General features: G+C 35.1%; 25 protein-coding genes and 1 other RNA gene. 4 read left to right on the forward strand and 22 right to left on the reverse strand.

Annotation, left to right across the window (positions count from 1 at the left end; translation table 11 throughout):
• Positions 1–282: 282 nt before the first annotated feature.
• The 10 genes from NST77_RS10420 to NST77_RS10465 all read right to left on the reverse strand — a co-directional run bounded on the left by NST77_RS10420 (position 283) and on the right by NST77_RS10465 (position 11023).
• Positions 283–2196 (reverse strand): ATP-dependent DNA helicase, encoded by a 1914-nt coding sequence (locus NST77_RS10420; protein WP_095331924.1) that lies wholly within the window; start codon positions 2194–2196, stop codon positions 283–285.
• A gap of 219 nt (positions 2197–2415) precedes the next feature.
• Positions 2416–2586 (reverse strand): hypothetical protein, encoded by a 171-nt coding sequence (locus NST77_RS10425; protein ID WP_163186195.1) that lies wholly within the window; start codon positions 2584–2586, stop codon positions 2416–2418.
• A 103-nt stretch (positions 2587–2689) separates the two neighbouring features.
• Positions 2690–3823, reverse strand: a complete 1134-nt coding sequence (locus tag NST77_RS10430) for a THUMP domain-containing class I SAM-dependent RNA methyltransferase (RefSeq protein WP_123257832.1) — start codon at positions 3821–3823, stop codon at positions 2690–2692.
• Between the two features lie 209 nt (positions 3824–4032).
• Positions 4033–4412, reverse strand: an RNA gene (gene rnpB, locus NST77_RS10435) — RNase P RNA component class B.
• A gap of 108 nt (positions 4413–4520) precedes the next feature.
• Positions 4521–4823, reverse strand: coding sequence for a cell division regulator GpsB (gpsB, locus tag NST77_RS10440; protein WP_047940407.1), 303 nt, complete (start codon positions 4821–4823; stop codon positions 4521–4523).
• Positions 4824–4898: 75 nt separating this feature from the next.
• On the reverse strand, positions 4899–5456 hold the full coding sequence (locus NST77_RS10445; RefSeq protein WP_204259857.1) for a DUF1273 domain-containing protein: 558 nt from the start codon (positions 5454–5456) through the stop codon (positions 4899–4901).
• A gap of 411 nt (positions 5457–5867) precedes the next feature.
• Entirely contained in the window at positions 5868–6221 is a 354-nt protein-coding gene (locus NST77_RS10450) for a CotD family spore coat protein (protein WP_095331918.1), read from the reverse strand.
• 387 nt (positions 6222–6608) lie between these two features.
• On the reverse strand, positions 6609–7862 hold the full coding sequence (locus NST77_RS10455; protein WP_445668908.1) for a ribonuclease H-like domain-containing protein: 1254 nt from the start codon (positions 7860–7862) through the stop codon (positions 6609–6611).
• A 10-nt stretch (positions 7863–7872) separates the two neighbouring features.
• On the reverse strand, positions 7873–10155 hold the full coding sequence (locus NST77_RS10460; RefSeq protein ID WP_095331914.1) for a DEAD/DEAH box helicase: 2283 nt from the start codon (positions 10153–10155) through the stop codon (positions 7873–7875).
• A gap of 79 nt (positions 10156–10234) precedes the next feature.
• Positions 10235–11023, reverse strand: a complete 789-nt coding sequence (locus NST77_RS10465; protein WP_095331912.1) for an alpha/beta fold hydrolase — start codon at positions 11021–11023, stop codon at positions 10235–10237.
• Positions 11024–11257: 234 nt separating this feature from the next.
• Here NST77_RS10465 and NST77_RS10470 point away from each other — a divergent pair, with 234 nt between their 5' ends.
• On the forward strand, positions 11258–11740 hold the full coding sequence (locus NST77_RS10470) for an Hsp20/alpha crystallin family protein (protein WP_123257836.1): 483 nt from the start codon (positions 11258–11260) through the stop codon (positions 11738–11740).
• Positions 11741–11882: 142 nt separating this feature from the next.
• Positions 11883–12035, forward strand: coding sequence for a YpzG family protein (locus tag NST77_RS10475; protein ID WP_082138221.1), 153 nt, complete (start codon positions 11883–11885; stop codon positions 12033–12035).
• 68 nt (positions 12036–12103) lie between these two features.
• Here NST77_RS10475 and NST77_RS10480 read toward each other — a convergent pair whose 3' ends face one another.
• The 4 genes from NST77_RS10480 to NST77_RS10495 all read right to left on the reverse strand — a co-directional run bounded on the left by NST77_RS10480 (position 12104) and on the right by NST77_RS10495 (position 14590).
• Positions 12104–12616, reverse strand: coding sequence for a YppG family protein (locus NST77_RS10480; protein ID WP_235850305.1), 513 nt, complete (start codon positions 12614–12616; stop codon positions 12104–12106).
• 175 nt (positions 12617–12791) lie between these two features.
• Positions 12792–13163, reverse strand: a complete 372-nt coding sequence (locus NST77_RS10485) for a YppE family protein (protein WP_095331908.1) — start codon at positions 13161–13163, stop codon at positions 12792–12794.
• A 52-nt stretch (positions 13164–13215) separates the two neighbouring features.
• Positions 13216–13470, reverse strand: a complete 255-nt coding sequence (locus NST77_RS10490; protein ID WP_341122953.1) for a hypothetical protein — start codon at positions 13468–13470, stop codon at positions 13216–13218.
• Between the two features lie 145 nt (positions 13471–13615).
• The gene (locus NST77_RS10495) at positions 13616–14590 is read right to left on the reverse strand and encodes a DUF2515 family protein (protein WP_235850304.1); all 975 of its coding nucleotides are present in this window, start codon (positions 14588–14590) and stop codon (positions 13616–13618) included.
• A gap of 89 nt (positions 14591–14679) precedes the next feature.
• Between NST77_RS10495 and recU the strand changes: the two genes are divergently transcribed.
• Both recU and NST77_RS10505 read left to right on the forward strand, forming a co-directional pair.
• Positions 14680–15285: a Holliday junction resolvase RecU gene (gene recU, locus NST77_RS10500; RefSeq protein ID WP_123257837.1), complete on the forward strand. Its 606-nt coding sequence runs from the start codon at positions 14680–14682 to the stop codon at positions 15283–15285.
• Positions 15286–15321: 36 nt separating this feature from the next.
• Entirely contained in the window at positions 15322–18015 is a 2694-nt protein-coding gene (locus NST77_RS10505; RefSeq protein ID WP_163186189.1) for a PBP1A family penicillin-binding protein, read from the forward strand.
• A gap of 174 nt (positions 18016–18189) precedes the next feature.
• Here NST77_RS10505 and NST77_RS10510 read toward each other — a convergent pair whose 3' ends face one another.
• The 8 genes from NST77_RS10510 to dinG form a co-directional block, all read right to left on the reverse strand.
• A complete protein-coding gene (locus NST77_RS10510; RefSeq protein ID WP_341122954.1) occupies positions 18190–18705 on the reverse strand; it encodes a YpoC family protein in 516 nt (171 codons plus the stop codon).
• Positions 18705–19361, reverse strand: a complete 657-nt coding sequence (nth, locus tag NST77_RS10515; protein WP_095331898.1) for an endonuclease III — start codon at positions 19359–19361, stop codon at positions 18705–18707. Before nth ends, NST77_RS10510 begins: the two co-directional genes overlap by 1 nt.
• 287 nt (positions 19362–19648) lie before the next feature.
• Positions 19649–20359 (reverse strand): DnaD domain-containing protein, encoded by a 711-nt coding sequence (locus NST77_RS10520; RefSeq protein WP_341122955.1) that lies wholly within the window; start codon positions 20357–20359, stop codon positions 19649–19651.
• A gap of 195 nt (positions 20360–20554) precedes the next feature.
• Positions 20555–21847: an asparagine--tRNA ligase gene (gene asnS / locus NST77_RS10525; RefSeq protein WP_163186249.1), complete on the reverse strand. Its 1293-nt coding sequence runs from the start codon at positions 21845–21847 to the stop codon at positions 20555–20557.
• A gap of 343 nt (positions 21848–22190) precedes the next feature.
• Complete coding sequence (locus NST77_RS10530) at positions 22191–23390, reverse strand: pyridoxal phosphate-dependent aminotransferase (protein WP_341122956.1); 1200 nt, start codon at positions 23388–23390, stop codon at positions 22191–22193.
• Positions 23391–23412: 22 nt separating this feature from the next.
• Positions 23413–23886 (reverse strand): cell wall elongation regulator TseB-like domain-containing protein, encoded by a 474-nt coding sequence (locus NST77_RS10535; RefSeq protein ID WP_095331890.1) that lies wholly within the window; start codon positions 23884–23886, stop codon positions 23413–23415.
• Positions 23887–23907: 21 nt separating this feature from the next.
• A complete protein-coding gene (locus tag NST77_RS10540) occupies positions 23908–24054 on the reverse strand; it encodes a hypothetical protein (RefSeq protein WP_204259856.1) in 147 nt (48 codons plus the stop codon).
• 29 nt (positions 24055–24083) lie between these two features.
• Positions 24084–26864, reverse strand: coding sequence for an ATP-dependent DNA helicase DinG (dinG, locus tag NST77_RS10545; RefSeq protein WP_341122957.1), 2781 nt, complete (start codon positions 26862–26864; stop codon positions 24084–24086).
• Between the last annotated feature and the right edge of the window lie 99 nt (positions 26865–26963).

Here is a 26963-nt window from a genome sequence, read left to right on the forward strand (position 1 = left end):
TTGATTAATAGACAATATACTCTCCTCTTTTCTTATCTATATAATTTTATCTTAACATATTGTTTTGCGTTGAGATATAGGTATTCCAAGCAAATATACAACCAAACAATTAGAGGAATGTACTTAGAAACTTTGTATAACCTAAAAAAGGGTTGTGGGTATCACGCACAGAATCGGACAACCCTATAAGAGAATAACCATACAAAAAAACTCATAAGATAATTCATGCATTGTTCGATAACAACTTAGAATTTCTTATGAGTCATTTTATTATTTAACCAATTACATTGCTGTTACTGGTAATGCTTCGATTACAGCATTCTTTACTAGGTCTGCTACATTGGTATCCATACATAAATGAATGGTACCTTTATCTTCATGTGTACGGATTAAACGACCAACACCTTGACGCAGTCTTAATACCATATATGGTAAATCGACTTCTAGAAAAGGATTTTCCACATTTTCCCGTTTGCTTTTATAAACCGGATCATTTGGAGGGAATGGCAAAGAATAGATAAATACGTTTTCTAATGATCGCCCTGGTACATCTAGTCCTTCCCATAGGTTTACTGCACAAAGGATTGATTGTTCCTCATTTTGAAATTTTGAAACAAGGGTACTAATTTCTCTTTCCCCTTCAAAATATATCGGCAAAGAAAATTCCTGTGGCAGATTGTCCTTAAATCTAGCTAAATCTTCTTTACTATTGAAAAGAACAAGCGATCGACCATCTGCTTTTATTAACTCTTCATAACAATATGCTTGTTTTTCTTTGTCTTCATTCTGATTGAATGACTTAATATATACAGCCATATTCTCTTCATAATCAAACGGAGAATCAACAGAAAACGATAAATAATCAGCTGCGCCAATACTTTTGGCCATATATTCAAAGGATTTATTCTCAGATAATGTTGCCGAAGAGAAGACAATCGGTTTTTGTTGACTAAATACTTCTTCTTGCATAATATCTTGTACAAGTCTTGGCATAATAACAAGTGTTCTTTCCCCGTTATTTTCCTCAAACCAGGTTATTCCGTTCATTTCCTTTAAAAATAACCCTAACGAATGAGAAATCTGCTCTAAATATTCTTCTACAACTTTTAAATCGTACTCATTGATAACATACATTTCACTTTCAAAGACAAGCTCTTCCTCTAGCTCAGAAATATAGCCTGCTAATTTTTTACCGGCTTGGATTACTCGATCCGTTTTTTTGATTTCCTGTTTATCTGAACCCTCTGTTTTATAGGAAGCATCTGTTAGTTCTCTAAAAAACTGTTCATTTTGATAAATAGTTTCTTCAATAATATTTAAGGTTTTCTCACGTACATCGTTTGCCATTAAACGCGTTAAGAGATTTTCTAAGTTTTGCTCTGTCAATCGGTATGTTAATGCACTTTGGGCAGCATATTCTAATAAATGTCCTTCATCAAAAACAACACAAGCACTATCAGGTAATAAAGGAAGCTGTCCTTCCCTTTTTCTAGCTTCTTTTGTCCAAATATGCTCCATATAAAAGTCATGAGAACAAATGATTAAATCCTTAGCATTACGATAGTAATCTCGATGTAATGTCTGCCCACAGCGATGTCTTTTATCACAAGTAAAACAATCTTGCATGGAATCCCATGCTACCCCTTCCCATTCCTTATCATTCAAATCTGGATAGTCTTTTCTGTCTCCATAGGGTGAAAAAGATTGTAATGAACCTGTTCCGTGCACAAAATCTGGAAGGCTGTCATAAATCGTATTATACGTATCTTCGAATGTAATTTTTTGATCCAGTTTAGTTAAGCATAAATATTGATTTCGTGATTTAGCTAAACGAACATCAATATTTAATCCAAGCGCCTCCTCTAACTTTGCAATATCGCCTTCTTTTTTAACTAGCTGTTCAATTAACGTCTCATCTGAACAAGCAATAATGGCAGGCTTGTTTACATAACGGGCATAACAAATGCTATATAATAAATAGACAAAGGTCTTTCCAGTTCCTACTCCAGCCTCTGCAAAAATTGTTTTCCTTTCCTTAAACGCTTTTTCTAATTGATAAGCCATATATACTTGCTCATCACGTAGTTCATAACCTGCTTCTGGAAGAATGTCATAAAAGACATCGCCAATCCATTCTCCCAGCTTCTCGTAAAATGATTCAGTTTTTGATACTTCAAATGGCATGCTATTTTGCATGTAAACCCCTCCGACCTACGAATTATGCTGCTTGTCTTTAATCTTTATCTATTTAATAAGCAAAGAATAATTTGCTTAATTTTTTCATGACGAACCTTAATCATAGTCAATTTGACTGCAATATTCAAGTGAAAAGAGGGTTGCCTTCAAAAGAATCAGGCACCCTCTCTTACATCATTTCATTATTATTTGTTTTGGATTATAACAGTTTGCTTTCTCTTACCCTCTATCCCTTGATAAGGAATAAGTCATGGCCTGCTGAACCATTTGTTGTGCTGTAGATAATTGCTGTAAAACAGCTTGATCGGCAATACCTTCTTCTTCTATTAAATTCACTGATGAATTTAAAGCACCGATTATTTTTGTATAATCTATATTACTATCTTTCATAAAACTTCCCTCCAGAAAATTACGTATAGAATAAATATATACTGTTACTCAAAAAATATACTTATTTATCAGATGTAACTTCCTAAAAAGCAGACTTTATGTATTAGTCTCTTTTTCGCTTGCCCCAGTATTGATAATAATCTGTTCGAATGAATCCATTGAATAGTTTGCGTTTTTTCGTCGCTTTCCTGCCATAATGTGTTTCAAACTCTTCATCACTTGTAAGCATATAAATAGACCATGTTTCAAGTGGTGCAAATGCTTGGCCCATTTCCTGATACATTTTTTGAACAGACGGTTTATCGCCTAACCGTTCTCCATATGGCGGATTACCCACAATAACACCATTCTCTTTCATTGTGGTAAAATCTCTTACTTGCATTTGCTTAAATGTAATAAGGTCTCCCAATCCTGCTTCAAAAGCATTTTCTTGCGCTATTTGAATCATCCGATGATCGATATCTGTGCCAATGATTTCCAGTGGTTGATCATAGTTTGCAATTTCTTCTGCTTCTTGACGTACCTCTTCCCAGACTTCACTTGGCATCCAATCCCATGTTTCCGAGATAAAATCACGATTAAAGCCAGGTGCAATATTTTGCCCAATTAAAGCTGCTTCAATTGGAATGGTACCAGATCCACAAAAAGGATCTACAAAAGGTCGATCCGCAGTCCAATTGGTTAATAAAATTAAGGCAGCAGCAAGTGTCTCTTTTAAAGGTGCTTCCCCTTGCCCTGCACGATATCCCCTTTTATGGAGTCCTTGTCCTGAAGTATCAATCGTTAATGTAACGATATCCTTTAAAATAGCAACTTCAATCTTAAATAACGCGCCGTTTTCCTCTAGCCAACCTGTTTTCTTATAATGAGTGCTTATCCGATTAACAATCGCCTTTTTAACAATTGCTTGACAGTCCGATACACTAAAAAGCTTTGATTTCACAGATTTACCTGAAACAGGGAATTGTGCATTTACCGGAAGATATTCTTCCCATCTTATTGCTTTCGTTTTTTCAAAAAGCTCATCAAAGGTTGTGGCTTTAAATTCAGCAACTTTAATCTTTACACGATCAGCAGTACGAAGCCACATATTACTTTTTGCAATTGCCTTTTCGTCGCCTTTAAATAAAACTTTACCATTATCAACCGTACATTCATAGCCTAGCTCTCTTACCTCTTTTGCAACTATTGCTTCAAGTCCCATTGCTGCAGTAGCAATTAAGTCAAAATTTCTCATAACGACTCCTTTATCATCCTTTTAGCTGTATTTTCTTATGTATCATTATTACTCTTTCTATAGCTTCAAATTAGTATGTATATTCCATATAAAAAGGATGACCAGATTATATGAATGACATACTGATTAGAAAAAATTCTCCCAGCATATCAGACACAAATCTACGTGTCACCCTTTGTCATGTTATTATCATCATAATCAATATCACGCTCTATAAGCCATGTTCTGTTCCTTTGTACTCATGCGACTTTTTATCTCGTACTAAGGCGGTAATCATCTATCTACAGAAATTAATTTCTGTCCTTCTCTTCCGTTCATTTCCTCAGAGAAAGTTCCCCTACCATAATTTGGGTTTCTCGCTCGTGGGGTTTACCTCGTTCCACCCTTGTCATTTCTGACAAAGCTACGTCACTGTGGCACTTTAAAAGTATTCATACCATATCCGAAGACTTAGGTATTTTCCCTGCCGTCAGCATTAATATGCTGCCCTAGCTTATTTTTTGACTAGGCACGAACACTACAAGCATCTCAGCTTGTGCGAGCATGGACTTTCCTCTACAAACAATGTTTGCAGCGATTACCAAAGCGTTTTATTGATACAATAGCTATTATAGTTGTTTTACCTATTTAATGCAATGGTTATTATAGGAATTTATAATCTTTCCAACTACAATAATGCACAGTCTATTAAATAACATTAATCATATAGCTTACTTCCAAATACATGCTTTTCTAAATTAGATAATCTTTTTAAGATATCGAAGTTTGTAGTTCCAGCTGTCGTTGGAGCAGGCTGTCTACGACTAGCTTCCTCTGCTAGCTTCTTCAAACGTAAATTCTCTTGTTGCAGTTCTTCAATTTCTTGGTGAAGGGTTTCATAATCTTTAATAATTAAATCCAAAAACTTATCAACTTCTTCTGGTTTATAGCCTCTTACACCTGTTTTAAATTCTTTTTCTAAAATATCTTTTGCTGTTAGTTTCATTTTATCTGATAGCATTTATCGCTCACCTCAGTCGATTACCATTTATCTCAATTATTTTTTCAAAGAAACGCCATTTTGTCAATAAATCTATTAATACTCGTCCTGAAACCTTATTTCTTCAACAATATCTTGGAGATCTGAAAATTGAATTTTACGAATTTCATACGTGTTTTGCTCTTGATACTTTAGTGCTAGCTCATATAAGTACTTAGGACTGCCAGGTTTCTCTTCATCATAAAAAAGCAGTAATGCATCACTTTTTTTTAGTAAAAAAATATTCTTATCTTTTAATTGCTGGGGACTCTCATAGGGCTTCTTCGAAACAGAATCAACAAAATCAGCTTGCATGATTATTTCTTCATACCATTCTTGATTAGCCTCTTTCCAATTCTGTTCCTGTTCAAGGAAAGGCGTAATCACCCCTAGTTTTAAGTCTGGGTATTCTTCCATCTGCAAATCATATACTACTTCTGCAGCCCATAGCTCTGTTCCAAGCTGGCCACTAATTAATACCCACTCAAGTCCTTCTTCCAGCATTGCTAGCAAGTTCTTTCTAATTGCTATCTTTATGTATTCGGCTGCTAATTCGTCTCGCTTAAATATTCCAATTTCGAAAGGCTTATAGCCAGAAATGACGGCTATTTTCATAATAATATAAGGAACTCCTTCACAATTACCGTAGTTACTTTAAAATATATCATAAATATATTAACCCATAAAGAATTTATACTTTTTTAGCCAAAGATTGCTTTTCCCAGCCAGTCTAACATTACAGATTCATTATATGATAAGTATTTGATAAAATGAATGAAAATAATCCACCTAATATATTTCCACTCATTTCCAGATGAAAAAAAGAAATGCTACACTACTTCTTCCTCGTATTCTCATTAATCTATAGCTTAAGGCTAATTTGTTCTGTTTTATAGCAAAAAACTCCGTATAATAATGAAAAAAACAGACCCGAAATGACAAAAGAGGACCAGAATGAAAACATTCCGATCCCTTTTTGTCTACAATCATCTACAAGGAACTGAAAAAGCCTCTTGCGTTTTTTCCTTATCGTTTTCTGAATGGAAATCCACCAGGCATTCCAGACATACCAGCTTGACCTGGGAAGAATTGACCAGTAGCTGTAAATGGAGTTCCTCCCATTTGAGGAAAAGCAGGTGCTGTAGGCGCAGTTGGGAATGGAGCTGGAGCAGGACCCATATTAGCTTGAGTATTAGTTACTACTGTCTCACTAGATTGAGTGTGCGGGAAGAAATGTTGGTGCTCGTAGTTCACATGATTTACAGTAGTAGTATGGGTTGGGTGAATATGTGGCACAATATTATTTGTAAAAGTGTTATTCACACAACACTTTGTCGGATGAACTACTGCAGGTAAAATATTATTAGGTTTACAATGCATAAGAAAATCTCCTCTCAAATAAATTAGTTATCTTACAGTAACAACTTATGTTGAAAGGGATAATCTTGTACTAATACAAACACCTATTTTGTTATGTTTTTTAAAGCTTTGTTTATCAATGCAAAAAATTGTATAAAAGGAAGGTATAAAAGCTGTCTTTTAGAGTTGAAAATAAAATCATGGTTAAACAAACTAGCACAAAAAATAAACACATAACTACTTTATACAATTCGTTCACTCCATTGTGTTTCAATTAGACTATTTATCATTCTATGAAATTACTTCTTTTTCCCTATCTTCATTCAGGAAAATAGTATTTTCCAATACTAATTTTAATAGGGAAAGAGAGTACATCCAACTAGGTTATTAATGGAATTATTGAATTCATTAAATCGTATGCAGTTTTCTAATTAGACGTTCGTACCTTTTTTGGAGTTCCTGCTCCATCTTCGGTAAAGTTTCTTGTTCATAAAGTAGATTTTGCGCTTTTTTTGTGAGTTGCAATGCTTTTTGCGGATTTTTCTCTTTATGTTCAGCGAATTTTGCTAGTTCGATAAGTGATTGAATTACAATAATTTGATTCGTCTCCCATGTATATGTTTCCGTAATTTTTTGCCACAAGCTAAGAGCATCTTCAAACTTCTTCTCTCTTTTATATTCCTTAGCCAATAAAAAAGCTGCTTCTAAAAGCACTTCTTTATCCTGGTCCTTGATACTCTCTAGGTTTTGCTTGGCAACGTCCGTTTGCCCGATAATTGCGTACCATTTCCCTACCTCTAAAGTCTCTCTTGCACTGATTTCTTGATCTTTTCTTAGCAATTGACTGCTTAGATGGGTGTACAAGGTGATTAAAGAAAGAATATCTATTTCATTATGCTTTAAGATGCCAAGCATGCCTTCAGGATTTTTTCGTTCTACAAAATCAAAATAAATCATCGGAGCAAAAAACCCAGGAATGTCATCCTTCCGTTTTACTCCAAGAATTTCTTCTTCCACGATAGATAATTTTGTTCTTTCTAAACGATGCTTCCACATACGGCGGGAAGCGTGGTACAAATCAAAGTGACCAAATTCAGGAAGCTTTGGTACATGCTCCTTAATTAGCGTATGCCTTGTTTTTACTTGCGGCCAATCAAAGGCCTTGCCATTATAGGTTACGAGCGTTGTATAGTCTACATTTTCTAAAAAACTATTAAATAAAGGCACTTCTGCTCCAGGATGTGGCAATACATGCTGTTTTAAAACGATCTCCTCTTGTTGTAGCTGAGCGTAACCAAGGATAAAAATAGTATTGCCTGCACCGCCTCCAAGTCCTGTTGTTTCTGTATCAAAAAAGAATAAATCCTTAGGCTGATGTCCTTTTGCAGAAAGGGGATGATCATAGCTTGCCTTATTCCATTCATCGACCACCCCACAAAAATCTCGAAACGTATAATTCCCGTGTTTATAATCAAGAGGATAGCGCACTTCCCGAATTAAGCAATATTCACTATCTAACCAATAAGGCGAGACATTTTCCTGTTCCCACACCTTCATGAATGGGATTGTCCCTTTTTTTGCTTCGGGATTTTTCACAGGAAGGGTTTGCTCTTCTTTTTTTAGATGCGTCTTCATTCTGTTCAATTTATTTTTAATAGACATTTTAATCCCCTTATATGGAAATCTCACTATTCTCTAAAAGCGAGAGAATTTTCATTACATCTCTTTTACTGTTATGTGCATGGCTCTCTGTCCCTATGCAGGAAGGACAGCCGTATTCACAGGAACAATTTCCCACCATTTTTTTTGCTTCTTTTAATACTGCAGGCATTTCTTCATATATCTTCTTACTTAAACCAATCCCGCCAGGATATTGGTCATAGAAGAATATTGTTGCTTTTTCATTATGTTCTGCTTTAACTTGTGGGACTACATGCAAATCTTGTGGATCTGCCATGACAAGTAATGGGGCAATATGCTTTAACGCATGAGCAGCCCCTAATAGCCCCTGTTCTGTTTGCTCTTGTTCCCATTCTAGATCACTTGGTTGGAAAGAGATCCATGCTGCATTTGTATGGAGCTCCTCTTCTGGCAGAGTAATCGGGCCAGATCCAATATTTTCGTGGGTTTCAAATTTTATTTTTTTAAAAATGGTGCTCATTGCAACAATGCTGACATCACCAAATCCAGTTTCTGCTTTTTGATAGTTACTTTTATTGTCTTCTTCTAACACTTTTAAAGATACCGCTAAATTTGCATCTGTATAATAATCGACACTTACCTCGCGGACATAGGCTTTCTTTTCTTCCCAATCAAGCTTTTCTACTTGATATTGAATTCCTTGATGCATATAAATTGCTTCTTCATGCAATAACGTCATCGCTGAAAAGCGATCGCTTTCTCCAATTACTCTGCTTTTACTTACATCCGAGATATCAATAATAACAATATTTTCTTGAGAAGCGGAACGGAGACTAATATTATGAGCTGGAAAAGAATCATTCATCCAATACCATTTATCCCCATTTTGAAAGAGAATGCGCTCATCTGTTAAAAATTCAAGAATTTCGGTAATTTCACAATTACCAAAGGTATCCCCTTCTTTAAAGGGTAGTTCATATGCTGCACATTTCATATGATCTATGAGAATAATAAGATTATCAGGATTTATTCTCGCCGTTTCTGGATTTCTGCTAAAAAAATAATCTGGATTTGCCACCATATACTGATCAAGAGGACTTGAGCTAGCGACCATAATGACAAGAGATTCGTCATGTCTGCGACCTGCTCTTCCTGCTTGCTGCCACGAACTTGCAATTGTACCCGGGTATCCAGTCATGACACAAGCTTGAAGTTGTCCAATGTCTACTCCTAGCTCTAACGCATTTGTACTGACCACTCCATAAATATTGCCTTGACGTAATCCCTGTTCAATTTCTCTTCTTTCTGTTGGCAAATAGCCACCTCGATAGCCGCGAATAGACTTAGGTCCAAGTTGAAATTTGACAAGTTCCTGTAAATACGTAAGTAATATCTCTACTCGTACACGGCTTTTGGCAAAAATAATTGTTTGAATTTTATTTTTTAGCAACTCACCTGCTAATTGGCGTACTTCTAAAGTAGCACTTCTCCTTATATTCAAAGGGATATTCACAATAGGAGGATTATAAAAAACAAAATGTTTCTTTCCACTTGGAGCACCATTATTATTTATTAATTGAACCCGCTGTTCTGTTAAATTTTCCGCTAATTCTTTTGGATTTGCAATCGTAGCAGATGTACATATAAAGATAGGATTGCTGCCATAAAATGCACAAATCCGTTTTAACCTACGGATAACATTGGCTACATGACTCCCAAATACACCTCTGTATATATGCAGCTCATCGATAATGACGTACTTAAGATTTTCAAATAGAGATACCCATTTTGTATGATGGGGCAAAATGGCAGAATGAAGCATATCTGGATTGGTAATAACAATATGGCCAGCTTTTCGAACTTTTTGCCGAATAGAAGCTGGTGTATCTCCATCATATGTATAACTGTTTATTTGTAGTTCTGCACTTTCAATTAATTCATTCAATTCACTTTTCTGATCCTGTGCAAGTGCCTTTGTAGGAAACATATATAATGCTCGGGCGTTTTTGTCCTCTGCAATCGACTGGATGACCGGCAGATTGTAGCAAAGCGTTTTACCTGATGCTGTTGGGGTAACAGCAACGATACTTTTTCCTTCCCGAATTGCTTGATACGATGAATGTTGATGTGTATATAACCGGGTGACCCCGCGCTTTTGCAAAGCATCTTTTAAATTAGGAATTAAATCATCTGGAAGAGGAACGGTAACCGCCTCTTTCGCTTCTATTGTATGCCAAAAAGAAATTCTCTCTTTATATTCATCTTTTGTTTTTAAATCCCTTATAATTTCTTGAAGATTTTTACGTACTTTCATTTTGTTTCACCTCTACTATATCTATTTTACCGAATAGACGTTCGATTTAAAAGAGATTTTAACAAGAAAAAAGCAACCATTATTTACTATTTGACGAAATAAAGGAATAAATGGCGTTTGCCAACTTCTGTGGGGCTTCCTGCATACTCATATGCCCTGTTTCTAATTGAACTTCTGACACTTTCGGATTTGAAGCAGAAGTAACGCGATCTAAGGAAACCACTTTATCTTTCGTCCCCTTTATAAGTAAAACAGGAACATTTGCCTGTTCAATTACACCATTTCTATCTGGTCTTTTTCTCATTGCTGCTTGTGTCTCCATCGCCGCAATTCCATCGGTTTGATAGCCAATTTTTTTCGCTTTTTCTATTTCATTAGGTAAATCCCTTAGTGATTCATCTGCGAATAAATTAGGAATTAGCCCATTGACAAACTCTTTTATTCCAAGATCTTGGATTTTACGAATAGCCTTTAATCGTCCTTCTTTCCCTTCTTCTGTATCAGGATAAGCAGTGGAGTGTACTAAGCCAAATCCTTTTAAATGCTCGGCAAAAAGTTCAGCAAATGCCAATGTTACATAGCCGCCGAGCGAATGGCCAAACATATATACTTTGTCTATCTCTAATTTTTCCAATAGTTTATTTATATCCTTGGCTAAATCTTCTATCTCAAATGATTCGCCCCTATAGGTAGAGCTGCCATGTCCTCTTAGATCTACTGCTATCACATGGAAATTTTCTGAAAGGAGTGGAATAATATACTCCCAATAATCAACACTGCCGCAAAAACCATGAATTAATATAACGGTTTCTCCTTTTCCTTCTTCTATATAGGATAGTTGTTCATTGTCAACTACAATATGATTCATCTATAAAAACTTCCTTTCTTTCTTTTTCCTTTAATATATCACTTTTTTCAATATGGATGAACGAAAAACCCACCTGAGCATATTGTATTTCAAAATATGAGAATCCAAACACCAATTTAAGCTATTGGGCATAGGATAGGAAAAAAAGGTATATCCCTTTCAGTTATCTTAAAAGTAATTAAAAAATGTTTGAATCTTTCATTCATGTTTTAAGTGTAAGGAGTGAATTTAATTATGTCATCCAATTTCCCAATCGACCCAAACAAAAAAGAAAAAACACCGCAACCATTTAATGGATTCATGCGTTCCATGAATCAGTTTTTTCAGGAAAAGCCAGTGAAAAACTTCCTGCAGCAAATGGATGAATTTTTTAGTAACCCATTTCCAAATATGGCTTTTCCATTAAGTGTAAATGAAACAGAAGGTGCCACGATTATTAAAGCAGAACTGCCCGGAGTTAATAAAGAGCAAATTCAATTGGACATCTATGATCATTATTTAACTATCAGCATTAATCATCAGGAAATTCTAACAGAGGAAAATTCGCAGACTAAAACATTTCATACAAGTAAAACGTATAAACGAAACAGCAGAAGCATTGCGTTTCCTCATCCAATTGATGAAAGAAAAGTAACAGCATCGTATCAAAATGGATTGCTTACAATTAAAGTCCCTAAACAAAAAGGGAAAAAAATTATGATTGAGGATAGAAACTAATTCAGAAAGAGTAAATTCTCCTTTCTCTGCACATATTAATAGTGGGTGTTAAAAGAAAATCCTCTCCTTCTATACGCTAGAAGGAGAGATATCTTTTCTATCCCTTCTACTTCTTTCTAATCTTACTTCCTGAGGTGATATGATGAGTTATAGAGATCAGTTAGATTCTCATTCTGCGCTTTTTCATCACAATTGGACGAGACCTAAACGTTCTAAATCCCAAGTAAATGGGCATACGCAAATGTCTCAGAATAATATCATTCTAAGAAGTAATGCAAAAGCACACCGCTGGTAAGTAGAGAAAAAGAAATGGAGGCTGTCACATGACAGCCTCCGCTTATTACTTCGTATTAGTATGGTATGTTACACCTTAAAGATTCCACCGACTCCTTTTACCAAGCCTGTTACTTGGTTCATTGCATTCATCATCATTCCTGCAGTATCCATCATTTTATTAAAATCTAAAGAACCATCTTGTGATTTAAAAGAATTCATGATGCTTTTCATATTTCCTTGTTTTTTTGGAATAAAGGACTGCTTTGGATATGGATTCATAAAGCCTTGATTTTGATTCATATAATTGGTTGTATATTGATTCTGTTCGCTGTTCTCCATATAATGAAGTGGATTTTGGAATATATCTTGTGTATTGTTTTTATAAGCATTTTGCGGGTGGTAATAACTTGATTGGTTATTTTGATAATTCGGCTGCATCGGTGGTATGTTATAGAAATTTTGCCCGTTCATGCCTGCTCCATTCCATTGACCTTGATTTAAATATGGATGATACTGTCTGTTATCAAAAGACACAGGATGCGTATAAGCGGTATGATAAGATGGTATGTTCCAGCTTTGTTGATTAGATGCTTTATGCATGAAATTCTATCCTCCCACGTTAAAGATATCCTTATCTACTATATGATAATACCGCCTATACTGTGCATTGATGTACAACTAATTTGACCTCTTTTGTTATCCCAAAAGGAACTGAACTTTATATTTATCAAAAAAGCAAAAAAAAAGAGAAATTTCATCTCCCTTTTACTAATCCTTATTTCGATTCACTTTTTAACGCATCCAGTAATGTTTGCAATATATATTTTACCGATTTAGCTGAATCAAGAAAGCGTTTTTTACTTGTTTGCGTAAAAAATGCTTGGATGGAAATAATTTCGATATGATCAGCCGCTGTATTTATTTGTATTGTATTCAAATAATCAGGCTTGGATTTCCGCACCCACTCTGTCGCCATTTCTTTCCATTTATCATTAAGCACTTTAATCTGATTGGCAAATGGTCGGACAACCTCATAAAAATCCTCATTTACCCCTGATTCCTTCACTTTGTAAAACGTATCTACTGCATACTCTACTGCTTCTAGAAGCTTAGCTGTATGTTCCATCAACTGATGATTTTCCGTCAATTTTGCCACTCCATTTTTTTGCTATTATCGTTAATGGTTTTATTTTAACGATTTACTTTGCTAAGTTCAAGTAAAGAGGCATTCGTTGTCGTTGGCTATCTGTTCGAATATTTAATTTACTGCCTGCTATTTTTTTCTCCATTGCAGCGATTCCTCTTTCTATATCAGTTAAAGAAGTAATATGCTCTTTCACAAGTTGCATGTTTTGCTTACCGGAATTTAAAAGCACTTCATCCAATGTATCTAGCTCCTCTTGAATTTCCTCTAACATATTCAATAACTTTTCTTTTGTATAAGCATTTTCCACGCAAATCCCCCCAAGCTATTTTGATATATACTCATTTCTTTTTTTTTAGCAACTATCCTGCATCGTTGACAAAACTAGAAGAGATTCGGCAAAGAAAGTACATATTCTTATTACTCGTTTATATTTCGACAAGATTAAGCAAAAATTAGTTAAACCATTTGTTTTCCTGACGAATAAGTGCATGTAACTGCCGCTGTTTTCTCAGATACCAATCTGTTATATGAAAAGGTTCTTTCTGTTCACTAAGGTTTCGCCACTTTTTCTTAATATGCTTTTTGAACCAATCCCCCCTTAGTATATGTTGATGCCTTACCACTGGATAAGCAGCTCGCAAAATGGGTGTTGTATTGGCTAAATTAGGATATATATATTTTTCATAATCTCTCCTCGAACCTGTATGTTCATTTTTCCTTGCAAAATCATAGAACTCTTGATATAAATTAGGTTTAAATAAAAGACTTGCTAATGTATTGCCAAGCTTAATCCGTGCGCTTAGTGATGTGAAGTTAGAAACGCTTGCCCCATAAAGTGTTCCTTGTGTAGTTGGAAAGAGGACTGCATTAAAATGAAACAAATCTTGAAAAAGATATGGAAGATAATGAAAAACATGATGTTTTATTCTTTTGTTTTCCATGACAGGCTGATGAATAACATTTTGTTCATTGATGATTAAGCTATTCATTAATCTTTTCTTGTCTTTTTTCTTCCAATAATGATTCCATTCTTCTACCATAAAAGAGGACACTTGAAAAAATTTTAATAAATGAAACATTGGCAAGTTATTTTTCGTCGAATATTCATAGAGTAATAATTGGGGGTATGCATCTTGAAAAATCAGCCAATTTGCTTTCTCGTAAGTTAAGTATATTTGCTGTCTTTTTTCTTGACTAACTACTTGTGGGAGCCAAGTTCCATTCAAATCGCACATATTCCAGCCTGCATTTCGGGAAACCTGACTCGCGAGAAACGCCCATTGTATTTCTTTATGTTTGTTATAATAGTGGAGATATGCTTTCGTTCTTGAAATATTGTCAAAGTTGCGCATATCGGTAATTAGTCTTATTCTATTAATAAGTTTTTCTTCTTCCAAGGAAGAAAAATATGATTTTTTACCTATCAAATTGTTCACCTCTTATGAACGCTTTATGGTATTATTGTTTGTTGATTGCACTAAGTTATACTTTGAAAGAATCTTTGTGAGGTGGAAATATGAAGATTCATTATCCAAATGGGAAAAGGTACACTCCCTTGAAAAATGTACATACCAAGTCGCAAAAAAAGGTAAGTTATAGTAATCGGGGAATGACACTAGAGGATGATTTGAACGAAACCAACAAATACTATTTAGAATTTGGTAAGGCTGTCATACATAAAAAGCCAACGCCTGTTCAAATTGTTCAAGTCGATTACCCTAAAAGAAGTGCTGCAGTAATAAAAGAAGCCTATTTTAAACAAGCTTCCACTACAGACTATAACGGTGTTTATCGAGGTAAATATATTGACTTTGAAGCGAAAGAAACGAAGCATACCACTTCCTTCCCGCTGAATAACTTCCATGAACACCAAATCAGGCATATGCGCTTGGTATGTGAGCAACAAGGAATTTGCTTTGTCATTATCTCTTTTTCTGAAACGAATGAAATATTCTATTTAGATGCAGAAAAACTATTTATATTTTGGGAAAGAATGATAAATGGCGGAAGAAAATCGATTACAAAACAAGAATTAGCAAGCAATGGTCATTCCATCAGCCTAGGTTATCGACCTCGAATTGACTATATAAAAGTAATCGATACTATTTATGGATTCAACTAATTCCTTTTGTTTTTAGAAAGAAAGGTAGGAATAATTATGACAGATAAATATCAAACGCGAGAGGAGCGCCGTAAACAACTTGAAGCCTCTAAGAAAAAAGCTCCTAAAAAAGGAAAGAAAAAAAGCGGTATGAATTTGTTTAAGCGCGTTCTGCTTATTTTATTAACAATCGGTATTATCGGCATTATTGCCGGTGGAGTGGCCTTTGCTATTATGGTAAAAGACGCACCTGAATTAAATCCAGAGACATTAAAAGATCCTATTTCTTCTACTATCTATGATAAAAATAATGAAGAAATAGCCAAAGTAGGTGCCGTTAACCGGGACTATGTAAACTATGAAGATATACCTGATTTAGTAAAAGATGCGTTTATCGCAACCGAAGATTCGCGATTTTTTAAGCATCATGGAATTGACCCTATTCGCTTAGGCGGAGCAGTTATTGCGAACTTCCGAGACGGGTTTGGTTCTGAAGGTGCAAGTACGATCACACAGCAAGTAGTGAAAAACTTCTTCTTTAACCAGCCACAAAAAACATTGAGCCGAAAAGCGCAAGAAGCATGGCTAGCTCTTGAATTAGAGCGCAAGTACTCCAAAGAAGAAATATTTGAGATGTATGTCAATAAAATCTTTATGTCTGAAAATATGAGCGGGGTGAAAACCGCAGCAAAGGTATATTTTGACAAACCTTTAGACGAATTAACGTTGCCTGAAGCAGCTCTTCTCGCAGGAATGCCACAGGCGCCAAATGCGTATAATCCGTTTAATAATCCCGAAAGAGCAGAGAAAAGACGGAATATCGTCTTATCTTTAATGCACCAGCATGGTTATATTTCTAAAGCAGAAATGGAAAAAGCACAAAAGACTTCTGTTGAAGATACATTAGTGAAAAAAGAAAAACGTAAATCAAATGACCTGCCATTTGATCCATTTATAAAACAAGTTATTGCCGAAATTGAGAAAAAATATCCAGATGTTAATGTATTTACAGATGGGTTAGAAATTTATACAACAATGGATAAGAAAGCTCAGGAATATGTAGATAAATTAATGTATGAGGGAGAAATCGTTCCTTTCCCTGACAAAGATTTCCAAGCTGGAATTACATTGTTAGATACAAAAACAGGCGGTATTTTAGCACTTGGCGGAGATCGTGATCCTGAAGTAAAGCTAGGCACAAACTATGCAACAGATATGAAGCGCCAGCCAGGATCAACAGCTAAGCCAATCCTAGATTATGGTCCAGCAATTGAACATTTAAAATGGGGTACTTATCAAACAATCGTAGATGAACGCAGTACCTATTCAGACGGAACACCGATTAACAACTGGGATAATAAGTATAAAGGCTCTATGACTATGCGAAAAGCGTTAGAAATGTCAAGAAACATCCCTGCTCTTAAAGCATTCCAAGCTGTTGGTGCTGAAAATGCTAAAGAATTTGCCGTGAATCTTGGTATCCCGCTTGAGGAAGCATATGAATCATATGCAATTGGATCATTTGAAGCTAGCACATTAGAAATTGCTGGAGCTTATAGCGCCTTTGGAAATGAAGGAGTATATAATGCCCCTCATGCTGTACGATCCTTTAAATTAAAAGATGGTACAAAAATAAATATGGAACCTAAATCAAAAGTAGTAATGCAGGATTATACTGCCTTCTTAATATCTGATATGTTAAAAGGGGTCCTTACAAGCAGCGATGGAACGGGAACACTTGCAAATATCCCTGGATTGCCTGTTGCTGGTAAAACCGGAACAACTAACTATACAGAAGAAGAACGAAATAAATGGGGAATAACGAATCAAAACAGTGTACCAGACGCCTGGTTCGCTGGTTATACAACGAATTTCACCATGGCTGTATGGACCGGATACACTGAGCGAAAAAATCCACTCACGCCTGGTGCTAATCAGAAAGTTGCCCAACAAATTTTCAAAGCTGTCATGGGGCATATTTCCGAAGATGTAGAAACACCAGATTTCAAGAAACCAGATAGTGTGGAAACCGTTAAAATTGAGAAAGGCACCTATCCAGCCCGGTTAGCAAGTTCCTATACGCCAAGTAGTCAAATACAGACCGAGTATGCGGTAAAAGGAAATATTCTTAATGAAGTTTCACAGAAATATAATAAGCCAGACGCACCAAATGGAGTAAAAGCTAGTTATAATGAAAACAGTGATGAAATTGACTTATCTTGGAATTACGGCAAGAAAGATGGCATCAAATTTGATGTCAGCGTCAGTGTAGATGGTGGAGCTAGTGAGCAATTGACTGTTACTTCTGACACAAGTTTAAAAATTGCTAAACCTACTCCTGGCAGCACCTATAATTTCGCCGTAAAAGTAATTAAAGGTGATCAAGAAAGTGATCCTGCGTCTGCAAGTATTACTGTCCCGGAAAAGATTGAGGAACAGCCGCCACAGGACCCAAATGAAACGATAGATGACGAAGAAAAGCCAGACGATTCAAATGGCGAAGATTCTGATGACAATCAAGATGATGGCGACAATGGCGATTCAGACAATGGAGATGAAAATCAAAACAATCAAGATAATAACAATGGGAACAACGGTGGGAATGGAAATAATGGTGAAAACAACAATGGCAACAACAATAATGGGAACAATAATGGACCAAATAATCATCCTAACCCTAATGATACTAACCCAAACCCAAACCAGAACCAAAACCGTAATAGAGAACAAAATCAAAATGATTCTCAATAAAACGAACTTCCAACAGTGGGGGCTTTCCTCCCCCTGTTGAATGGTTAGTTAAATTAACCTAACCTCTTTATTAATGAATAAATAAACCCAAGCAATTATACGAAGTTATCATCTCTGTATAATTGGTTGGGTTTATTTTTGTTGGAACATTTATGTTCTGGCTTCTTTTATTATTTAATTGCTTCTTTTTAATTTAACTAATTTAATCGCAAACTGTTTTTCTAATTCTTTATATAACTCATCCAGTTGTTTAAAGGAATGATAGCCATTTAATCTTTTTAAAATAAACTGAAGTCGATCTTCTAAATTGAAAGGTTTTACTTCTAAACTAGGATCTACCAAACCATTTTTAAATGTGACTGGCTTTTCATTAACCCAATATAAACATTCTAAGAAGTATTCTGCTCCAATCGTTAGTCCTTGTTGAAGTCTATTAGAATCTCTTTCTTTCACAAATAATTGTATTTCCTGTTTAAGCTGTCTCCACTTATCAAACACCAATTTTACACACTCAGGAAAGTTTTCTTTATTCCAAGGCTGATAAACTACCTTATTATGATAGTAATTAGCCTCATGTAAAAAAGCTGGCATTAGTTCAAAACTATCCGAAGCAATAAAAGGAAATTGTTTTATAACGGGGAACGGTCCATATATAAGCTCAAGTGGTGCATCTAATTGATTGTTAGCCATCAGACAACACCCTTTGTCTTCATTCTCTTTTTCCCTTCTCTACACAATGCTAGTAGTGGACAAACCTCGCATTGCGGGTTTTGAGCTTTACAATGATATCTTCCAAAAAAGATCATACGATGATGCGTTACAGACCATTCCTCTTTGGGAACTTTTTTCATAAGTGTTTTCTCTACTTCTAAAACGGAGTCTTTCCAACGACAGATACCTAATCGCTTACTAACTCTTTCCACGTGGGTATCAACAGCTATAGCGGGAATATTATAAGCGACAGAAACAACAACATTAGCCGTTTTCCTTCCCACACCTGGTAAGTTAATCAGTTCATCCCGGTCCATTGGTATCTCACCATTATATTTTTCTAAAACCATTTGGCATAGCTTTTGAATATTTTTGGCTTTATTTCGATATAAACCGATTGAACGAATATCATTCTGTAATTCTTCCAAGGGAACACTCAAATAGTCTTCTGGTGTTTTATATTTTTGAAATAAATTTTTTGTTACCTTATTAACAAGGGCATCGGTACACTGGGCAGATAATGATACGGCAATCACTAATTCAAACGGATTAGAATGAACTAATTCACAATGCGCTTCAGGAAACATTTCTCCCATCGTATCAAGACAATATCTAATTTCATCTTTTTTTAACATGTGATCCTCCGAAATGAATATACTATACTTACTCGCAATAAAAAAAAGTCATTCTACGAATAGCTAGACTAACATCTACATAAGAAGTCTTTCTTTCTATTTGTAGATGTTTTTATGAAAGTCTAAACGTTATTCTCTTGACAATCCTAGCTTTCTATGTCACCTTTTACTGCGAGGTTTGCTGCTTTTTATCCTATATTAGGAAGAACCATTAGTTCTCAGAAGGAAAGTTAAAAGGATCGGTCCCATTTACTTTCTCCTATACATTCTTCCTCTCCATCAAAAGATTATTGATCCAACCAATTATAAAAAGGCACTGTCTTTTTGTTAGAAGATTCTTCCGATTGTTCTGCTTTATAGCCAACAGATTGATGCTGTCTAAACTTTTTCCCATGGCTCTTTGCTTGCTCGATTGTCTTAATTCCATTCTTTTTCCATTCAAACAAGATTCGGTCAATATAACGAAAATTTAATTTACCTGAAATCACAGCTTCCCTAAGCGCTGCTTTTATAATTACTATTTCATGCTGATCGTCGTCTACCCACATATTTAATGTTTCAATTTCAAAAGGAGACAATGGTCTTCCAAATTCTCTTTCAAAACAAGTATATAAATCTGATTCTTCTTTTTCTATTAAAGCTTCTTCTTCTTTTTTATTATTAAGGAGAAATTGCTCAATTAATTTATTCCAAAGAGGCTCCAAGGAATATCTCTCAAATCGGATTCCGGTATCACTATTTCCATCTAATATGTCGATAAAGCCTTTGCGGATAAGTTGACTTAATAATTCATGACATTCATTAATATCTATTGTCATTTGTGCAGCTATTTCTGCAGGGGTCGGAAAATCCTTCCCTCGTTCTAAGTAATAATGTACTTGCAGTAAAAGAACTAATTCTTTTTCATTTATTTTTAAATGTTTGTAATGTGTTAGAAGTGTGGAAGGAATATTTACATTCCCTTCTTGCAGCCATTTTAAAAAAATTGTTTTATTCATAAGGACACCTCTAATTAAGTATATCATGTTGGCAATAAGCATGTAATAATGAAAATCACCCAAACCTAGCAATAGTTAACAAAAAGAAGAAGGGAGAAAACGAGGAATGTTATCAAAGATGAAAACCTCACATTATCTATTCTCTGTGAGGTCCTCCACCTAAACTTTCCGTATTTTCTACCCTACTATTGTTAATTAAGGATATAGACGATTTAATAATCTTGGGAATGGGATGGTTTCACGAACATGTTCCACTCCTGTAATCCAAGCAACTGTTCTTTCTAATCCGAGACCAAAACCAGAATGAGGTACTGAACCGTATTCTCTTAGTTCTAGATACCATTTGTATGTTTCCGGATCTAATTGATGCTCTTTTACTCGTTTATTTAATAGTTCCATATCATGGATACGCTCTGAACCACCAATAATTTCACCATAGCCTTCTGGAGCAATTAAATCTGCGCAAAGGACGACATCTTCTCTTTCATGGTCTGGCTGCATATAGAAAGGTTTAATTTTAGTTGGATAATGGGTGATAAACACAGGCTTATCAAAACTTTCCGCAATAGCTGTTTCATGTGGAGATCCAAAGTCATCTCCCCATTCAATATCATCAAAGCCTTTTTCATGTAAGAATGTGATTGCATCGTCATAGCTTATTCTTGGGAAAGGAGCAGTGATTTTTTCTAATTTAGAAACATCTCTTCCTAGCGTATTAAGCTCAAGCTGACAATTTTTCAACACAGATTGAACAACATATGATACGTATTGTTCTTGAACTTCTAAATTCTCATCAAACTCTACAAATGCCATTTCAGGCTCAATCATCCAAAACTCGATTAAATGACGGCGTGTTTTAGATTTTTCGGCACGGAATGTAGGGCCAAATGAAAATACCTTTCCTAACGCCATTGCTGCTGCTTCCATATAAAGTTGTCCACTTTGTGAAAGATAAGCATCTTCTTCAAAATACTTAGTTGCAAATAATTCTGTTGTACCCTCAGGAGCACTTCCTGTTAGAATGGGTGGATCTACTTTTACAAATCCATTTTCATTAAAAAATTCATACGTTGCACGAATTATTTCATTTCTAACTTTCATTACGGCATGCTGACGCTTGGAACGTAACCATAAATGACGATTATCCATCAAGAATTCTGTTCCATGTTCTTTTGGCGTTATCGGATAATCTGTTGAAGTATGAATCAATTCAATATTTGTTACTAATAACTCATACCCAAACGGGGAACGTTCATCCTTTTGAACAGTACCAGTAACATATACAGATGATTCTTGTGTAATTGATTTAGCTGTTTGGAAAACTTCTTCCGCTACGTCACTTTTAACAATAACTCCTTGTACAAATCCTGATCCGTCGCGAAGCTGTAAAAAGGCAATTTTTCCGCTAGATCGCTTGTTGGCAATCCACGCGCCTACTTTAACCTCTTTATCAACATATTTTGGTAACTCGGCAATAGTTGCTTTAATCACGATTAACTCCTCCAAAAACAAAAAAATATATGTACTTAAATAGATACTACGGCTTGCCCTATATAAAGTTGGGTATTAAAAACCGATTGTCTACTATTAGTAGCAGATTTAATAGAAATTATTCTACTCGATAAAAAATATTCTACCAAAACATTATACCTTTACATCTGTAGACAATCAACACTATCGATCACCTTCTAGTATAATATTGGCGTGTACAAAGACTTTTCTTTTATTCAATCCTACTCCGATCAATTTCTCTTCCAAAATAAATAATAGAAAAAGAGAAAATGCCCTAAAAGATATAGTATCTTTGTGGGCATACTCTACTAATAAAACTTTACTGGTTAACGACCATCTTTTTTTCGACAAATTGCTCCATTCGCGTTACGGCAGCTTCTAATTTTTCAAGTGACGTTGCATATGATAGTCGGATGTAACTATCTGCTCCAAATCCTGAACCTGGAACAACTGCTACTAATGCCTCTTCTAATAAAGCTGTTGAAAACTCATCTACAGACTTAAATCCAGTTAATTCTACTGCCTTTTGCACATTAGGGAAAAGATAAAATGCCCCTTTTGGTTTTAAACATGAAAATCCAGGAATATTATTTAATTTTTCATGAATAATATCTAAGCGCTTATTAAATGCTTGACGCATTTCTTCGGCTGATTCTTGCGGGCCTGCATAAGCTTCTATCGTTGCATACTGAGATGGTGTCGTCGGGTTAGAAGTACTGTGGCTTGCTAGATTTGTCATCGCTGTAATAATTTCTTTAGAACCCGCTGCATAGCCAATTCTCCAGCCTGTCATAGAGTGAGATTTGGAAACCCCATTGATAATAATAGTGGCTTCCTTCAGTTCAGGGGATAGAGAAGCAATTGATACATGCTTGCTATCTCCATAAACTAATTTTTCATAAATTTCATCAGAGATAATTAAAATTTTATGTTCTAAACAAATCTCCCCAATTGCTTTTAACTCTTCTTCTGTATAGATCATTCCAGTTGGATTACTTGGCGAATTGATAATGATTGCTTTCGTTTTTGAAGTTATAGCCTCTTTTAATTGTTCTGGGGTAATCTTAAATTCATTCGATTCGTAACCTTCAATAAAAACAGGCTCTCCTTCTGCCAGTTTCACTTGTTCTGGATAACTAACCCAATAAGGAGTAGGAATAATAACTTCGTCCCCTTTGTCCAAAATTACTTGGAACAAAGTGTATAATCCATGTTTTGCTCCATTTGTGACGATAATCTGATTTGTTTCATAATCTAGTTTTTGGTCTCGCTTTAACTTTGCCGCAATTTCCTTTTTTAGTACTTGTAAGCCTGATGCAGGAGTGTATTTAGTATGTCCTTCATTCATGCTTCTAACCGCAGCGTCAATAATATTTTGAGGAGTGTTAAAATCAGGCTCTCCAGCGCCTAAACCGATCACATCATGACCATCTGCTTTTAAACTAGCTGCTTTTGCAGTAATGGCCAAAGTTGTTGATGGAGTTAATGCATTCACTCTTTGTGCTAATTGAATTTTCATTGTTATTTACCACTCCTATTGGTTAATAATTTTCAATTGTTAAAAGAATTTCTCCTGTTTCAAAATCAATCCAATGATAGTTTATGGAATCTTTATCTGTATGAGAATAGATCTCCCATACAGGTATACCATCATACATTCCCAAACACACATGATTGACTTTTTCTGGTGTCTGCTTCGATAATAATATATTAAGCGCTTCTTGTTTGGTCAGCCCATCTTTTTTCAATTTTTCGGTAACTTTATGGGATTTTTCATTAATCCAAACAATAATATCCTTATTATCATCGTTTTTACCTTCTAAAATATAATAGGCTTCCTTGCCATTATATAATTGAAAGCTGTCGACCTCTTTCAAATCGGCTTCTTTCTTAGCAATATTTTCTGCAACTTCTCTTGCAGATTTAACAGGCTTCATCGCTTGAACATATGTATTAATACTTACAGCTAGTCCAATAAGAACAACAACAACAATTATCCAAATCCATTTCTTCATTTTACATCACTCTTTAATACATTATTTTATACATAGGTTATTATAACAGGATTTATAAACAGAAAGAAATAATAATAATAATAATCGGTAGTTTTTTGCTAGAAATGACCAGCCAGCATCCACTTCCTCTTCTATTTTTCTAGAAGATGATGTGCATGCAAGCTGCATTGATTAGAGAACAAAATAGTTATCTACTTCTACTTCAGCCACTTTTCAATAAATTTGACCATTTCGGTATTATTTAGCTGCTTAATTGGCACAGCAGGAATAGATTTTAAAAAGGTTTCTCCATAAGAAGTGGAAACAATTCGGCGATCAAATACAATAATAAATCCTTTATCTTCTTCTGTACGAATTAATCTTCCGAATCCTTGTTTAAATCGCAAAACTGCTTCTGGAAGACTATTTTCTAAAAAGGGATTTCCGCCCTCATTCTTAATACGTTCATTTTTCGCTTCTGTTAATGGATCTTCCGGTGAAGAAAACGGAAGTCTAACAATAATTAAGCAGGTCAAGTCTTCTCCTGGAATATCAATTCCTTCCCAAAAACTATTCGTTCCCAATAATATCGCCTTATCGTATCGTTGAAAATTACGTGTTAATCTCATTCGACTTCCATTGGTAATTCCTTGGGCCAAAATAGCATATTCTTCTAGACAGCCACTTTCTTTCATATAATCATATGTCTTTTTCAGCATCTCATTTGCTGTGAAAAGAATAAGCATTCTCCCTTTCGTAGCTTGCGCGATGTTAATGATTTGTTTGCCAATAGTAGATACATACTCATTTAATGAGACTGTATTTACTTCGGGTACATCTGTTGGGATAAGCAGTTGTACTTGTTTCTCATAGTTAAATGGTGAATCTATTTGAACTTCTAATTGGTTTTTCCCTAGCCCTAAAACTTTCACATAATAATCAAATGAATTATTTACAGTTATAGTTGCGGAGGTAAAAACAATGCTTTGTTTCTGATTAAAAAAACGATTCTGTAAAGGTTCTGCAACAGAAGATGGCTGTGTATACAAAACAGCATTATTAAGAAAATTTTTCTTATCTGTTTCCAACCAGGCTATATTGTCTCCTTCGCGCAAAAACATTTCTCGCAAATGATTAATATATATTTGCCAATCATTTAATGTCGATTCAATTCGTTCAACTACAAGCATTTGCGAAGAGCTAAATTTCCTATTTTGCTCTTTTAATCGAAGCACTTTTTCTCTAAGCGCGTTTCTTCCATCCTTCCAGAGAAAAACCATTCTCTCTGCAACACTTTTGACTGCATTCCAATCTCCTGTATCTGTTTTCTTTATACGATAGCTACCTTTTCCTTCTTTACTTGATTGATTTGTTTTTTTCACATAACGTAGAACAGCACGAAACAGTTCATCTAATTCTTCATGTAGCGATAAAATAAATTGATTGAATTCTATTTTATCCGTTAGAGATAAATCACCTAGCATATGTTCTAAATGATACATTAGCTGCTTTTGATCTGTCGTCCCAATCGCATTGATACTTAATCGTACGGCTACATATGAAAAGCGGAAACCAAAATGCTTAGTAGCTGTTTTTTCAAAATGGTGGCCCTCATCGATAATGGCATAATGATAAGATGGTAGCAAATGTTGATCGGTTGTTAAATCTTTTACAAGCAAAGCATGATTCGTAATAATCATATTAGCCTTTTGCGCAGCATTCCGGGTTCTCCGATAAAAATCCTTCTGGGCCCATTCTTTTGAAATTGGTAATGAAAAATTCCCATCATTTTTAATTTTTTCCCAATAATTTATTCCACCGCTTGTTAAATTTAATTCATCTTTATCACCCGTTTCCGTTTCGGTTAACCATATTAAAATCTGCATTTTTGTTAAAATAATATCATAGTTATCCTCTTGCTCCTTTAAGGATACTTCAAATTTATCTAAACTAATATAGTGATTTCTGCCTTTTAAAAGCGTATAAGTAATTGGAAACGGAAGAATTCTTTTAAGCAAAGGCAAGTCTTTATGAAATAGTTGTTCCTGTAACTGAGTGGTAAATGTACTAATAATAACTTGCTCTTTGTTCTCTATCGAAAAATAAGCAGCTGGCACTAAATAACCAAGAGACTTTCCAACACCGGTACCCGCTTCAATAAGTCCATGCTGATTACTTGTTAGTGCTTGATGAACGGCATTCATCATTTCGATCTGCCCTTCTCTTTTTTGATAAAAAGATAGAGTATCTTTCATCCGTTTTTCTACAGTATGAACATCAAAAGAATCGGTATAATCTTTACTTTGGTTACTAATCAAATTACTAGGTAATTTTTTTAGCGTTAATCCACGATATACCTCCCAGCTTTCAGGAATATACTCAACTTTTGATTGTTTCTCTTGCAGCAATGATTGTAAATAAATATCTAAATCGCTTTTTAGCGATGAGCTTAAAAATTCTAATTGCTTTGTCGTAACTTGAGGCAGTTCGTTCAGTTTTGCTAGTAATAAAAGCAATAATTCTGCTGTCACATAAGCATCACTATCTGCCTGATGCGGTCTAGTATGGACAATTCCTTCCTGTGCGGCAAGGTCTGTTAATTTATAACTATCTGCTGTAGGGTATAAAATCCTTGCCAGTTCAACTGTATCAAGGATAGGGCCATAAAATTGTCTACACCCTGCCTGCTCTAACTCCTCATTTAAAAAAGATAAATCAAATAAAACATTATGTGCAACAAAATAAGCATCTTCTAATAAATGAACAATTTTGTCTGCTATTTCTTCGAAAATTGGCGCTGATTCCACCATTTCATCTGTGATCCCAGTTAATTCTTCAATAAACGGTGTTATTGGCTGAAGAGGATTAAGTAAGGAAGAGTACTCCTCTACAATGTTCCCATTCTCTATAACTACCGCTGCAAACTGTATGATTCGATCCCCTTTTCTCGGAGAATTACCGTTTGTCTCCAAATCAACTACTACAAATTTGTTACTCATTACGTCCACCTCAAACTTTCAGTCAATCAAACGGTATCATAAAAATGAAAAAAGGGAAAGATGTTCCTACTTTATGTAATGATTCTTTTATTGTGCTTT

The organism is Niallia sp. FSL W8-0177, from assembly GCF_038006285.1.
GTDB classification, from domain to species: Bacteria; Bacillota; Bacilli; order Bacillales; family Cytobacillaceae; genus Niallia; species Niallia circulans_A.